The following is a 14,975-nucleotide window of genomic DNA, read 5'->3' on the forward strand; positions in this document are numbered from 1 at the left end:
TCTGCGCTCAACCTCCTTGCACGATAACGTTCCGCAATGCTTTGCGCATCAGCCATAAGCCTAGCGCCGCCAGCGCAACGATCCATGCCAACTGTATACCGACGCCCCAAAGCGCCTCGCCCTGCCCGATATTGCCGGAATAGACCCGGAACGGGAAATCGGTCGTCCATCTGAACGGCAGCACGTATGCGATGTTTTGAAGCCAACTCGGCATAAGCGGCACCGGGATAACCATGCCCGCCAGAAACTCGCCCGCTACGGACACCATCAGAATGGAGCCTATCGGATTCAACGTCCAGAAGACGGAAATATAGATGAGCATCGAGATGGCGACGACCATGAACAAGCCCAGGATCAGAGCTACCGCAAAAAGCAGAAAGGCAGAGAAGCTTGGGGGAGCGCTCATCCGGTAGGGTCCCGGCATGAGGAAGATGACGAGCAGAATCGGAAAGCAGCGCAGCACCGCGCTCGACACTCTCTGTGCCAGAAGCTTGGCGAACCAGAACGGATAGAGCTGCATCGGTCTGCATAATTCATAGGCGATGTTGCCGCCGGCAATCATGGCGAACAGCTCATTGTCGCGAAACCAAAGCATGATGAAGGAAAGGAAAACTTGCTGAAGCCATACATAGGTGATAAGATCCTGCAGCGAGATGGGAGCGTCCGCCCCTTGGCCTTCGTAGAATGCGGAGAAAATCATGATAAAAACAAAGCCGAAGAATAATTGCGTCGCCATGCCGGCAAACGCTGCGGTACGATATTGCATACCGTTAATGAATCGGAGACGCCAGACGGATGCGTAAGCTCTCATATGCGATGCTCCTCGTAGAGCTGTGCGATAATCTCGTCAATGTCTTTCACGTCCACCGCGATATCGACAATCTCGAGGGACTGCGACAGCTGCGCGATCACATCGGCGAGCACGATATGCTCCATGTCGTAGCTGTAGACGGCGCGTTCCGGCGTCCAGGACAGTCGCGTCGCGCCTTTGATGCCAATCGGCTCCTGATGCTCGCGATAATCGACCGTTACCGTGCGGCTCGATCCGAATCTCCCCCTCAGCTTTTCAAGCGAACCATCGTAGAGCAGCTCGCCCTTGCCGATCATAATAATGCGGTCCGCCAGCGCTTCAATATCGCTCATATCATGCGTCGTCAGGATAACCGTAACGCCCCGCTCCTTATTGATTCTCTTGATGAAGCGCCTGACAGCCAGCTTACTGATCGCGTCGAGACCTATCGTAGGCTCATCAAGGAAGAGCAGCTTCGGACTGTGCAGCAGCGAAGCCGCGATCTCGCAGCGCATCCGCTGCCCCAGGCTGAGCTGCCTGACCGGCGTTTGAAGAATTTCCTCTAGCGCAAGCATGTCCGTGAGCTCCGCCAAATTGGTCCGATACAGCTCCTGCGATATGCCATAGATATCGCGCAGCAGCTCCATCGAATCGATAACCGGCACATCCCACCAGAGCTGGGAGCGCTGTCCGAACACGACGCCGATATGCTTCACATACGCGGCTCGCTCCTTCCAAGGCGTATAGCCCATAATGGAGCATTGTCCGGCATCCGGCACGAGAATGCCGCACATTACCTTGATCGTGGTCGACTTGCCAGCGCCGTTCGGTCCGATATAGCCCACAATTTCTCCTTGCTTGATGGAGAAGGAAATATCCTTCAGCGCCTCCACTCGCGTGTGCTTCCGAACGAACAGCGCTTTCATCGCTTGCCTGAGTCCTGCCGTTCGCTGCGCCACAAGAAAGGCTTTGTTGATTCCGTTCACGTGAATCATACTGTCGGTCATTCGTTAATCCTCCTGAAAGTTTTGGAAGAATACTATAGCGCAATTGAACGAGAATGTATAGCAAAACTTTCAAAAGAACCGCCCGACGCCATCCTTGGAAAGCAGCAGCCTGCTTTATCGGACCATTCTTCCTTTTCGGCAGCTTTCTTAAGTGTCCGTGTGCTCGCTTACTCAAATGGACATTTCCTGGAGGCTGCCAATCCGCTTTGGGTCACCTTTCGCGCCCCCACCCTTTCAAGCAATGTACTGGATTTTCTCCAGTATATTTCTTTAACTACAAACCATTTTGCAATTATACTGGAAATCCTCCCGTATATTTGGTGAATCCATCGCTATTTCTGTGTACAACGGGTATTATCGTGGAGCTTTTCCAGCTTATTCGGTTTTATATAGAAAAATCGATCTGGTGTAAGGGAATTATTCCTGTTTATCCGTACATGCATCCACCGTCGTCCGTTGTTCCTCGCCTAGTCGAACATCCACCATCAACCGTTCCACGCGGAATCGAGCCGGAAGAGAAACAGCATCATCTCGAAATTTTATTAGGTTCAAAAAGCCCCGACAAGGCGCGCTTGTCGGGGCAATTTTGCTGAGTCTATGTCATCATAAATCTAGCGAACGAGCCAACCGCCGTCTACGGCGAGAATATGGCCGTTCATGTAATCGGATGCACCGGATGCCAAGAACACGGCAGGGCCGATCAAATCCTCGGAGGTGCCCCAGCGTCCTGCCGGAATGCGCTCCAGAATCGACTTGCTGCGAACCGGATCGTCGCGCAGAGCTTCCGTGTTGTCCGTGCTCATGTAGCCCGGCGCGATTGCGTTCACCTGAAGGCCCTTCGACGCCCATTCGTTCGCGAGCGCCTTCGTGAGCCCGGCAACCGCATGCTTGCTGGACGTATAGCCCGGCACCGTGATGCCGCCTTGATACGACAGCATGGAAGCAATGTTGATGATTTTGCCCGAGCCGCGTTCAATCATATGTCTGCCGGCAAGCTGGCACAGCACGAACACCGAGTTAAGATTCACATCGATTACATCCTGCCAATCCTCGTAGCTGTGGTCGGCAGCCGGCTTGCGGCGAATAATGCCCGCGTTGTTCACCAGAATATCGATGCCGCCAAGCTCGGAGATCGTCGTCTCGATAATGCCCGGCAGCTTGTCCCGATCGCTCACGTCGGCCTGAATCGTAATCGCTTTACGACCAAGCTCCTTAATGCGAGCCGCTGTCTTGTCTGCCGGCGTGCGATTCGTTACCAAAGCTACATCAGCTCCAGCTTCAGCAAGACCGATTGCGATCGCCTCGCCAAGTCCGCGTCCCGCGCCGGTGACAATCGCTGTTTTGCCCTGTAAATCGAATAAACTCATCTCTTATCCCTTCCCTTTCATCCGCTTTCCGCTGACCCCAAGCTCCGCTCTCATGATTTGCAAGCCGCGCGCTTCATATCTGGCCGCAACCTCGGGAGCAATGCCATCATCGGTAATGATTGTTTGAACATCCTCCAAAGCCGCGTACGTAATCAACGCGCCTTTGTCGAATTTGCTGTGATCCGCCAGACAATAAACGGTCTTCGCATTATCCATGTACAGCTTCTTCAGCTTCGCCATTTCCTCGGTGAAAATCGTAAGACCGTATTCCATATGAACGCCGGTCGTGGATAGAAACAGCTTATGAATGTTCAGCCGAGAAATCCATTCCTGCGATTCGCCGCCGATCAGCATGTTGTTCTGTCGATAGCCGCCAGGCACGACCAGCCTGATGTCCTCTTTTGCCGTCAGCTCGCGTATAATCAGCAAATCATTGGTAATGACGGTCAAAGCCATATTCGGAAGCAGCTTCGCAAGCTCGAGCGTCGAGCTCCCCGCGTCGAAGGCGACAATATCATTCGGCTCGATGCAGGAGAGCGCCAGCTCGGCAATCGCAGCTTTCTCCCGCTGATGCTTGCTGTTCGGAATTTGCAGCGGGAGCAGACTGTCTTCGCCGCCCGAATCCAGAACCGCCCCGCCGTGAATGCGGCGAAGCAGTCCCTTCTCCTCCAGCTTCTCGAGATCCTCCCGCACAGTCTTCTCCGTTACCCCGAAGCGTTCGCTAAGCTCGGATACCTTGACCGCGCTGCTTGATTCCAGCAATTCGATGATAACGCGATGTCTCTCTGCCGCAAGCATAGAAACGCCTCCTGTCTTCCGGATGAAGCTGCTCTATTTCAACTCGCTCGCCTGAACAACATCCATATCGGTAAAGGTATAATTCTCGCCGGCCATCGACCAGCAGAACGTATAGTTGCTTGTGCCCGCGCCGGAGTGGATCGACCATGGCGGGGAAATAATCGCTTGCTCGTTCGCGACAACCAGATGTCTGGTTTCGGCAGGCTCGCCCATCATATGGAAGATGCGAGTCTCTTCCGCCATATCGAAGTACAGATAAGCCTCCATGCGGCGATCATGCACATGAGAAGGCATCGTGTTCCAGATGCTTCCGGTTTGCAGACTCGTAACGCCAAGCATCAGCTGGCAGCTTTGGATGCCGTCCGCGTGAATGTATTTGTACAGAATGCGCTCGTTGGAAGTTTCTTGCGAGCCAAGATGCGTCGGATTCGCTTCCTCCATCGTCATCTTGCGCGTAGGGATCTCCTTGTGCGCCAGCGCGGAACAGAAATACAGCTTGGTCGGGTTGGCCGAATCCTTGCTCGCCAGCTTCACCTCGCGCTTGCCTTTGCCCACGTAGAGTACATCCAGCTTGTCCAGTTCATAGGATTCTCCATCAACGGTAATGACGGCAGGTCCGCCAATATTGAGGAAGCCCACTTCTCTGCGCTCCAGGAAATATTCAGTCTTCAATGTGTCGGGAGCTTCGAGCGTCAACGTTTCCTTCACAGGCAAAGCTCCGCCGACCACCATGCGGTCATAATGCGTGTAGACCGATTTCACTTGATCCTGCTCGAACAGACTTTCGATCAGGAACTCCTTGCGAAGACGCTCGGTATCATACTGTTTAACATCGGTCGGGTTTGTCGTGTGACGAATTTCCATGAATAATAGCCTCCTTATAATGGGATTCGCAGCTGCGAATCGGTTTGTTTATGTTCGTTTCTATATTATCACACATTTCCGAACAAAAACAGTACTTTCGAGAGCTCGTTCACCTTGGCGCAGCGTAAGCCTCCCAACCTTGCGTTCAACAATTTCATTGTACATGCAAGCTGGACTAAACACGAAATACAGAAAGCTCCCCCTATCTATGGAGAGCCTCCTGCTTCGGATATTGCTTTTCTTGTGTCAACCGAATGAATGGTTTCCGTTGCCGTCTACTTCCTCAATCGTGATAACCTGCGGAGGCTTCCTGAATATGCCCATACGCCCAATGGCTTGCCGGCACATCGCTCCACCTCTGCTCCGCTCCGGTCAACGGATCTCTGCCCTGCAGCTTGTTCAGGATCGTCACCGCCTGCGCGCGGGTCAGCGTCTCGTCCGGACGGAACGTTCCGTCCTCATAGCCGTTAATTATCCCTGCCGCCTTCGCTTGCGTAATCGCTTCCTCCGCCCAGTGGCCGCTAGTATCAAGGAAGCTGCCTTTGCCGCTCGCGCCCGGGCTCTTGTTTCCGCCCCTCGCCGTCAGCGTCCCGTTCAGCAGATTAGCAGCAATGCTCGCCATCTCCGCCCGGGTTATCGTCCGCTCCGGCCTGAAGCTGCCGTCCGGATACCCTTGCATCAAGCCCAGCGCCGCTACTGCTCCGATCGCGTCCTTCGCCCAGTGCCCCGCAGCTACATCGGTATACGCTATGCTTCCTTGCTCCGCATCCGCTCCGTATATCCGAGCCAGCATCGCCGCCATTTCCGCGCGGCTAACCGCCTTGTCCGGGCCGAACGTCCCGTCTTCGTATCCGGAGATATACGCTGTGTGCAAGGCCGCCGGCTCGTCTCCGTTCGAAGAGCCTTGCTGCCATCCATCCGCATGCACAATCGTAAACGTACTGAAGTGGGTGACGGTGAACTTGATGCCGCGCTTGCCGCTATCGCCATACGCGAAGATCTCGCCCCTCACCAGTTCCTTCTCGCCGTCGCTATGCTCGATGAACACGCCCAGCTCCCCAAGCTGCTCTTCGCTTAACGTCTCGTCGGCGAGCGGCAGCACAATCTCGACGCGGCGGCTCTGCATATTCGTCTCGATCGTCATCGGTTGGCCGACCACTTCCATTTGCTCCGCCTGTTCATTGCCTACAGCCAGTCGCACGACCGTCTCCGTACGCGCCCGCTGCTCCGCTTCCTCGCGTTCGTTTTCCGTCTTGAGCGGCACGATGCGGAAGTAGTAGTCTTCGTTCGCATCCGCCAACGTCTCTTGCGGGATCGTAATCGTTGCGTTATCCGTATAGATCTCCAACGACAATTCTTCCTCGACTACCGCTTGCAGCGCTTCGGCTGGCAGTTCGATGCGCACCTCCGATACCTCGTCCTCTGCATCGGGGATAACAACGCGAACTTTGTCCGACCCCGCCTCCCTCGTCCTCTCCGCCGCTTCCTTCGCTTTGTCGGCGGACAAGGCGACGAGATCCCGTTTCGTTCCGTCAGGCAGCGTTGTCCGCTTAATCTCGGTCTGCGTGACGGTTCCCGCTCCGCTTGCCTCTACATCCACCTGGATCGTTTCGGCGCCGCCGGATGACGAGTCATCGGATGAATCTGATCCGGCATGAGACCCGCCGCCGTTATTGCTGTCCGAGCCTGAAGCCTTGGCCAGAACGATCACTTCGAACGTTCTCGTCTCCTCGGCTTCTCCCTTGCGAATCGTCGCCGTCAACGTCACGATGACGTCGCCGACTCTAGATGCCGGACGCGTTACGTTGCCTTCGCTATCGACGACTTCCGGCTTGTCCGACGACCAGCTAATCGTCGTACCGTTCGTTCCGCCCTCCGTCAGATAGACGGATTGCGTGACGCTCGTTGCGCTATTCTCTCCGGCGAATGCAATAACCAGCGCGGCTTTGTCCTGCGCTACCGCTTCCGCATCGGTTTGCGCCAGCCTTTTCACGATCACCTCGAACGTCTGCGTCTCCTCGACTTCGCCCTTGCGAATCGTCGCCGTCAGCGTGACCGCCGCATCTCCCTCTTCGAAGCCTGGACGCGTTACGTTGCCTTCGCTATCGATGACTTCCGGCTTGTCCGACAACCAGCTGATCGCCGTACCGTTCGTTCCGCCCTCCGTCAGATAGACGGATTGCGTGACGCTCGTTGCGCTATTCTCTGCGGCGAATGCAATAACCAACGCGGCTTTGTCCTGCGCTACCGCTTCCGCATCGGTCATCGCCCACTTCGCGTACAGCGTCGTTCCATCTACCGGAACCGTGTCGCTCTCGAAGTCCCACACGCTGGTCATTTCGGAATCCTTGTACCAACCGCCGAAAGCATAGCCTTCCCTTGTCGGTTCTGCCGGTTCGTTAATCGTCGTACCGTAATCCCCCCTTACATCCGATACCGCGCTTCCTTCATTGCTCTCGAAGCTGATCTTATACTCGTTAACCAACCACTTCGCATACAACGTCACATCGTCCGTCCCCATCATGAACGTCTCATCTGCCAAGTAAGAGTCCCCTGTTCCGTCATCCGCCGTATTCCAGCCGCCGAACATATAGCCGAACTTGACTAGATTCTCCGTATTGTCCATAACCGATACGATTGCTTCCTCTGCATAAGCATGACTGTCCGTCGGCACGCTTCCTCCGTCATGGCCGTTGCCGTCATACATCACGCTATAGGTCGGTACAACCGTCACCTTCCCGCTCGTTAACGCTTTGCCCATTTCCAGACCCGACAGATCGGTGAAGGTGAAGAATTGCGGATCGTTCGCATCCGTCACCGACAGCGACACATCTCCCGAATCGACATCCGATTGAATCAAGAACGTAATCGTATAGATCGCTTGATCTGCCGCAATCGAATGGTCGCCGCCTTCCGCGTCCGCCCATGCCGTCTTCAGCCAGCCTTCACTATTGTCGTAATTGGATAGAAACAGGTCGCCAGTGTTCCCGGAGATATCCGTCACTGCCAGCACCCTCGGATCGAAAACCATTTGCATGCCGAACGCTCCGATGGCTGCGGAAGGATTGCTTACGGACACCGGCACTTGCACGCTCTCCCCGGCATTACCGCTGACGCTTCCGATCATCACATCAACCGTTCCGGCCACGCTTACCCGACCCGATGTGATGAACGATGCTTCAATCGGAGCCCCTTCCGTATCAACGGTATAGGAAGCATTGTTCACCGTAACGCTTGAATCGCCAGGTGCCGCAGAATCTTTTATTTTGAAATGAAGGGTAAGTGCCTTTGTTTTCTCTTCCATGAAGCTTAGAAAACTCGCATCTGCAACACGAATGATACCTTCTGTCGATGTGTCCAGATCAAAAATTACGGCTCCCGCTTCGTCTGTCACCGGAGTTTCGCCCGCAAGCTCAAGCACGCTCGCATCATAGGCAATATCCATCGCATACTGCCAGAAAGATTGATCTCCCGGATTCAAGAACACCGGAACATCGACGTTATCCCCCGGCGCTCCCAATGCTTGGCCGACCTCCATCGTTACCGGGATTGCCCACTGCGCATACAGGGTCACATCTTCCTCGCCCATTGTCAACAGATCGCCTGCCCCGTATGCGACTCCGCTTCCGTCCGCCGCCGTGTTCCAACCAGCGAATATAAATCCTTCTTTGGCAAGGTTCCCGCTGTTGGTCATCGCAGTTACCGACATTCCCTCCGAATACGTATTGCTGTCACTCGGTACACTTCCGCCGACGCTGCCATTTCCATCATAGGTTACGTTATAGGCAGCAGCCAGCTTCATCAACGTGGCTTTATTGGCGTTTCCGCCATCCTGATAGACAACATAAGGTGTGTCGCTGCCATCCAGCGCGATGGCGACATAGGAAACATCTGCAACTGAAAAACCTGCGCTGCCTGCTTCCTCCCAGCTGCTCCCATTAAATTTCATCACTGTCGCTTTACTGGAGTTCCCAAAATCCCTATAGGCAACATAGGGCGTGTCGCCGCTGTCCAGCACAATCGACGTATATTCGGCCGATCCTGCTGAAAATCCTGCGTTCCCTACCTCCTCCCAGACGCTCCCGTTGTATTTCATCACTGTCGCTTTATTGGCGTTTCCAGCATCCCTATAGGCAACATAGGGCGTGTCGCCGCTGTCCAGCACAATAGACGTATATTCGGCCGTTCCTGCTGAAAATCCTGCGTTTCCTACTTCCTCCCAGACGCTCCCGTTGTATTTCATCACTGTCGCTTTATTGGAGTTCCCAGCATCCTTATAGACAACATAGGGTGTGTCGTTGCTGTCAAGCACGATGGATATGTAATCGGCCGCTCCTGCCGAGAAGCCTGCATCCCCTACTTCCTCCCAGTTGCTCCCATCGTACCTCATCACGGTAGCTTTACTTATATTCCCTTCATCTTTATAGACCACATAAGGCGTGTCGCCGCTGTCCAGCACAATGGAAGTATAATAATTATCGCCTGCCGAAAAACCTGCATTGCCCACAGTCTCCCAACTGCTTCCATTATATTTCATCACTGTTGCTTTTTTTGAATTCGCAATATCCCTGTAAACGACATACGGCGTGCCGCTGCCATCCAATGCGAGGGAAGGAAAACTAACCTTGCCGGCTGAAAAACCTGCATTGCCTACAGCCTCCCAACTGCTCCCATTGTATTTCATTGCCGTTGCTTTACCCGAATTGCCCTGATCGTTATAGACCACAAAGGGCGTACCGTTGCTGTCAATCGCTATGGAATTATAGTAAGCGGCACCTTCTGAAAATCCTTCGTCCCCTACAGGTTGCCACTCCGTTACGGCTGCTGAAACATACGATTGGCCAGGGATTAGGAAAGCAAACAACAACATGCCTATTACCGCCAAGCTTAATCTTGCTCCGAATAATTTCATGATAAATCAAACCTCCGCTTCGATCGTACTCGCCACGTATCAAACATTACCTCTATCAAAACCCGTCAACGATATTATCTGAATCCAAGATAATATTGAAGCACAAGGGTCGCGTCAGACATATCAACCTTATTATCGTTATTCATATCCAGTATGCTCCGTTGTTCTTCCGACAGATTAAGCTTGCCATTGACATACCCGGAGATGAGCAGCGCGTCGGCAGGCGTTATCTGTCCGTCGCCATTGCCGTCGCCTGGCGCAGCCATTCGTTTGATCGTCAACACATATATCCGCGTTGTTGAACGGTCTGCAGCCGTTATCGCTAACGTTATCGTGTTGCTTCCTACGGTCAAATGGATTTCACCCGATGCCTCTCCGCTTATTGCCGCCTCGCCGTTCACCGTTATCGCCGCGCTGCTGTCCGCTGCAGTCGGGGTGATCGAAATCGATGTCACGCTATTGTCCAAGATTGCCGAATACGCCAATGTAGCGCTATCGAACACCGGATCAAGCGTGCCGCTCGACAGCGTCAAACTGCCAAGATTCGCATTGGCCTTCCACTTCGCATACAATTGCACAGACTCGATAATCGCCGTATTGAAATCAAACGGATCGGACAACAGTTCATCCGTATACCACCCGTCAAATAGATAACCCGTCTTCGCCGGCTCCGCTGGTTCATCTGCGGTTCCCCTATAAGGGATCGACTGGCTGTCCACCGCCGCTCCTCCGTTGCTCTCGAAGCTTACGGTGTAGCTTTCGATTTCCCACTTTGCGAATAACGCCACATTGGACGCGCCCATGCTGAAGGATATTGGATCGCCTTCGCCGGCATAATTCGTTCCATTGCCGTCCGACTGCGTGTTCCAGCCGGCAAACACATATCCTTCTTTAAACAGATTCCCGCTATTATTCTGAACTGTAACGGACTCGCCCTCCGCATACGTATTGCTGTCGCCAGGTACGCTTCCGCCGTCGCTGACATTATCGTCATAGGTTACGGAGAAGACGGGCGGCAGCTTCATGACCGTCGCTTTCTTTGAATTTCCTTCATCCTGAAAAACGATGTAAGGCGTATCTTGGCCGTCCAGTACGATGGAAGTAAAGAAAACCTCTCCTGTTGAAAAGCCGGCGGAGCCCGCTTCCTCCCAGCTGCTTCCATTGAATTTCATGACCGTCGCTTTATTCGAATTCCCTCCATCCACATAGGCAACGTATGGAGTACCGCTGCTATCTATAGCGATGGAAGTATAAGAAGCTTCTCCTGCCGAGAAACCGGCGCTGCCTACTGGCTCCCAACTGCTGCCATTGTATTTCATTACCGTTGCTTTATTGGCGCTCCCGGCATCCTTATAGACAACATAGGGCATGTCGCGGCTGTCCAGCTCAATTGAGGTATAGAAAGCGTAACTTGCCGAAAAACCGGCATTGCCCACCAGCTCCCATTGACTGCTCGTAACGTCATATTTCATTACGGTTGCTTTAGAGGAATTGCCGATATCTTGAAATGCTACATAGGGAACATCTCCGCTATCCAGCATAATGGAGATACTGGCAATCATGTCTGCTGAAAATCCGGCGACACCTACTTCTTGCCAACTATTCCCGTTGTATTTCATCACCGTGGCTTTTTTTGAATGTCCGGAATCGTTGTATACGACATAAGGCGTATCGTGGCTGTCCAGCACGATGGATGTTTGAGATACCGAACCCGCCGAAAATCCAGCGCTGCCTACGACCTCCCAATTGCCCGTATCGTCATTGTACTTCATTACCGTCGCTTTATAAGAATTGCCGCTGTCCTGATAGACTACATAAGGCGTGTCGCTGCTATCCAGAGCGATCGAAGCATCAAGTGCCTTCGCAGTTGAAAACCCGGCAGCGCCAACTAACTCCCAGTTGCTCCCGTTGTATTTCATCACCGTTGCTCCACCCGAGTTTTCGTCATCCATGTAGACAATATACGGGTTGTCATGGCTATCCATCGCTATGGAGGTGTACCTCGCCTCCCCTGCCGAAGCTCCCGCACCGCCTAAGGTCAGCCAATCCGTTTCGGCAGCAGACACTGTCGCGTTATAAGGAATAAGAAGAATCAGCATAAACGCACACACCAAAAAGAATCCTCTTGCTCTGAAACCATTCACCGCAGACCTCTCCTCTCTTGTCATTCCGTTTTCCTTGCCCTATTGCAATTCGACGCTCTCCACTCCATCCTTCGGCGCAAAATCGGACAAAAATTAACAAATTTCGAGCCACATGTCGTATAATAACTAATACATCATTTCAGTATCATTTCAGCGTCCTTTCCCTATCCTATTACGAGGTGTTCTTCATGCCTGAAATTCGCTTTAACGGAATACGCGTCCGATACGAATATCTCCCGGCTTTGACTAGACCGAAGGGGAATATTGTTTTGCTTCACGATATCAGTTTGAATATGCATGATGCCGATCCCATCATTCCGTTTCTTCAACTTAACTTTAATGTGCTGCGGTATGATTTGCCCGGACATGGCCAATCCGAGCTTCCGCAAGAGGACTATCAACCACTCGATCTGACGGTGAATCAATTGGCTTTTATGTCTCGTCATTTTTTCCGCAAACCCTTTTATATCGTCGCCAATAACGGTTACGGATTCACAGCCTCCCGATTTTGCCGCAGCCACGGTTCGCTGGTCGCCGGACTCATTGTGATTTCACCGCAGCCTGTATATCTTTCCGGAAAGGAAAAGGAAGGACTAGTCAATCAGATTCTGGAGAAATCAGCCGTTAGCTACGATCATTACAAGCAATTCATTCTTTCCAATCTGACGGTAAAGAAGGACGCCGCCTCCATGGCCAAGCTGAAATCGCTATTCGACCAGACTAGCAAACAATCGCATTTTAAAGTCATAAATGCCATCATTACCGAAGATTACATAGAGGATTTTAAGCATATCGACGTACCGCTCCTCGTGCTGGCCGGCTCGGAAGACCGTTTGTTCCCGCCATCTCTCAATGGAGTTTCGGCCCATATAATGGGGGCGCAATTCCGCATTATACCGGGCGCATCCCATCTTGCAGCTTTTGACAATCCGGAAGCTGCAGCCTCCGAAATCCATCGCTTTATAGCCGATACCGAAAGAGGGAATACCGACGAAGCGGGGCTACAATTAAACAATCAGGAAATAACTGCGGCGCTCTATCGAGGGTTTGAACATATGAATACGACTCAGCGGCTGTCCGTTCATCTCATGCATACCTTTCGCGTACAAATCGGAGAGCTGGAAGTAACAAAAGGATGGAATCATCGCAAAATAAAAAGCTTGCTTCTTTACCTTCTGTTTCACCGAACAGTCTCCCGTGAAGAACTAATGGATAAGCTATGGCCGGATTTGGTTTTGAATAAGGCCCGCAACCAATTACGAATGAACCTGCATTATCTATCAACGGTTCTCCGTACAGAAGAAGGCTTCGAATATTTGCATAGGGACCGTGAGCATGTTTTTTTGCAAGGCGATATTTGGTGCGATGCTACATCCTATTTGCAAGAATTGAAGGAAGCCTGCTCGCAAGCGTTAATAGGAGATCTGGATTTAAACCGGGGCAAACATATTGTAGAAATTTTCCCGCATAAGATGCTTACGCATCTTTATGAGGATTGGTATCTTGAAATGCGCGAATCCATGGAGACGCAGTATTGTTCTTTGTGCAGCTGGATTGCATGCAAGCTTCGTGATTTGCATCAAGAGGATGCCGCTGCGGCATATGAACGGAAAGCCATGCAATTGTTGGAATGACAAGGCCGATGTTCCTCCCTTCCGAGCATCATTATGCGCAAGCCAGCCCCCTTTGATTCACCCCGCTGATCGCCCCATCCTTTTGCCTCTTGTATCTGTATAAAAAGGAGTGTATATTTATACTCTACAATGAATATTTATACATTGATATGAATGGAGGCTTGATCATATGAAGCAAATCGTTAAGGAGCCTGCTCAAGAGGCCATGCAAGCTGCGCCCGAAAACGTATTGCTTGGCGCTGGCAAGAAACTACTGTTCACAACCAAACGCCCATCCGTCATTATGGAAAGCGGAACGGGCATGTATATAAGTGATACAGAAGGACGCGAGTACCTCGACTTCGTCGGCGGCTGGGCCGTCAACGCCCTCGGCCATTCGCCGGTCGCCTTGCAGAAGGCGCTCGCCGAGCAGGCGTCGAAGCTTGTGCTTGCGAGTCCCGCTTACTATAACAAGCCGCAGCTGGAATTCGCCGAGCTTCTGACCCATATAAGCGGTATGGACAAGGTCTTCTTCGCCAGCAGCGGAGCGGAAGCGAATGAATGTGCGGTGAAGCTGGCAAGAAAGCATGGCGCGCTCCATTTGGACGGAGCTTGCGAAATCATTACGATGAAGCAAGGGTTCCATGGACGAACTCTTGCCATGATGTCCGCGACCGGCAAGCCGGCGTGGAAGGAGCTGTTCGAGCCCAAGGCGGGAGGGTTTATTCACGTCCCCTTCCATGACCTCGACGCCTGCTTCGCCGCAGTCACGAATCGTACCTGCGCAATTATGCTGGAGCTTATTCAGGGAGAAGGCGGCGTGAATGAAGTCGATGAAGCCTATCTGTACGGACTCCGCAAAATATGCGATATGTACGGCATAGCGCTTATCTTCGATGAGGTGCAAACCGGGCTTGGCCGCACGGGCAAGCTGTTCGCTTACGAGCATTACGGCATCAAGCCGGATATCCTGACACTGGGCAAAGGAATCGGGGGCGGCTTCCCGCTTTCGGCCATGCTGACGACCGAGCCATTCGATCTCTTCAATGCCGGGGATCAAGGCGGCACGCACAGCGGACAGCCGCTGGCGATGGCTGCAGGTCATGCTGTCGTGGGGGAGATATTGCGTCTGAATTTGGCCGACAACGCCGAACGGCAAGGGCGAGCGATTTTGCAGGGACTTGGCGAGCTTGCGAATCAAGGCTTGCTGGCCCGCCCAAGAGGCAGAGGCCTCCTGATCGCCTTCGATGTGTCGGAAGGCTCCGCAGCTCCGCTAGCGGAGGCATGCATGCGAAACGGCCTGCTCATCAATGTGACGAACCCTGCCACCATCCGTCTCATGCCCGCTTTGATCGTAGAGAAGGCGCATATCGAGGAGATGCTGCGTAAGCTGGAGCTCTCGCTTCGTGAAGCCATAGTCATGGCGGAATAGCCTTTCTGCATACGTTAGTTACGGTGATAACAAGCGAAGAAGCAGGAG

9 protein-coding genes are annotated in these 14,975 nt (G+C 52.9%); 2 read left to right on the top strand and 7 right to left on the bottom strand.

The window, feature by feature from the left end:
• Positions 1–7: 7 nt before the first annotated feature.
• The 7 genes from HFP08_RS12855 to HFP08_RS12885 all read right to left on the bottom strand — a co-directional run bounded on the left by HFP08_RS12855 (position 8) and on the right by HFP08_RS12885 (position 11,882).
• Positions 8–811, bottom strand: coding sequence for an ABC transporter permease (locus HFP08_RS12855; protein WP_168121001.1), 804 nt, complete (start codon positions 809–811; stop codon positions 8–10).
• Positions 808–1,797, bottom strand: a complete 990-nt coding sequence (locus tag HFP08_RS12860) for an ABC transporter ATP-binding protein (protein ID WP_240941348.1) — start codon at positions 1,795–1,797, stop codon at positions 808–810. The genes HFP08_RS12855 and HFP08_RS12860 overlap by 4 nt, the downstream gene beginning before the upstream one ends.
• Before the next feature lie 611 nt (positions 1,798–2,408).
• Positions 2,409–3,164: a 2-dehydro-3-deoxy-D-gluconate 5-dehydrogenase KduD gene (gene kduD, locus HFP08_RS12865; protein ID WP_168121002.1), complete on the bottom strand. Its 756-nt coding sequence runs from the start codon at positions 3,162–3,164 to the stop codon at positions 2,409–2,411.
• A gap of 3 nt (positions 3,165–3,167) precedes the next feature.
• Positions 3,168–3,962, bottom strand: coding sequence for a DeoR/GlpR family DNA-binding transcription regulator (locus HFP08_RS12870; RefSeq protein WP_168121003.1), 795 nt, complete (start codon positions 3,960–3,962; stop codon positions 3,168–3,170).
• A 33-nt stretch (positions 3,963–3,995) separates the two neighbouring features.
• Complete coding sequence (kduI, locus tag HFP08_RS12875; protein WP_168121004.1) at positions 3,996–4,826, bottom strand: 5-dehydro-4-deoxy-D-glucuronate isomerase; 831 nt, start codon at positions 4,824–4,826, stop codon at positions 3,996–3,998.
• Between the two features lie 283 nt (positions 4,827–5,109).
• Positions 5,110–9,738: an immunoglobulin-like domain-containing protein gene (locus HFP08_RS12880; RefSeq protein WP_168121005.1), complete on the bottom strand. Its 4,629-nt coding sequence runs from the start codon at positions 9,736–9,738 to the stop codon at positions 5,110–5,112.
• Positions 9,739–9,812: 74 nt separating this feature from the next.
• Complete coding sequence (locus tag HFP08_RS12885; RefSeq protein ID WP_168121006.1) at positions 9,813–11,882, bottom strand: InlB B-repeat-containing protein; 2,070 nt, start codon at positions 11,880–11,882, stop codon at positions 9,813–9,815.
• A 188-nt stretch (positions 11,883–12,070) separates the two neighbouring features.
• Here HFP08_RS12885 and HFP08_RS12890 point away from each other — a divergent pair, with 188 nt between their 5' ends.
• Both HFP08_RS12890 and HFP08_RS12895 read left to right on the top strand, forming a co-directional pair.
• Positions 12,071–13,516, top strand: a complete 1,446-nt coding sequence (locus HFP08_RS12890; protein ID WP_168121007.1) for an alpha/beta hydrolase — start codon at positions 12,071–12,073, stop codon at positions 13,514–13,516.
• A 169-nt stretch (positions 13,517–13,685) separates the two neighbouring features.
• Positions 13,686–14,927, top strand: coding sequence for an aspartate aminotransferase family protein (locus tag HFP08_RS12895; protein WP_240941354.1), 1,242 nt, complete (start codon positions 13,686–13,688; stop codon positions 14,925–14,927).
• Positions 14,928–14,975: the final 48 nt, after the last annotated feature.

The sequence above is a fragment of the Paenibacillus sp. HB172176 genome, from assembly GCF_011947265.1.
GTDB lineage: Bacteria > Bacillota > Bacilli > Paenibacillales > Paenibacillaceae > Pristimantibacillus.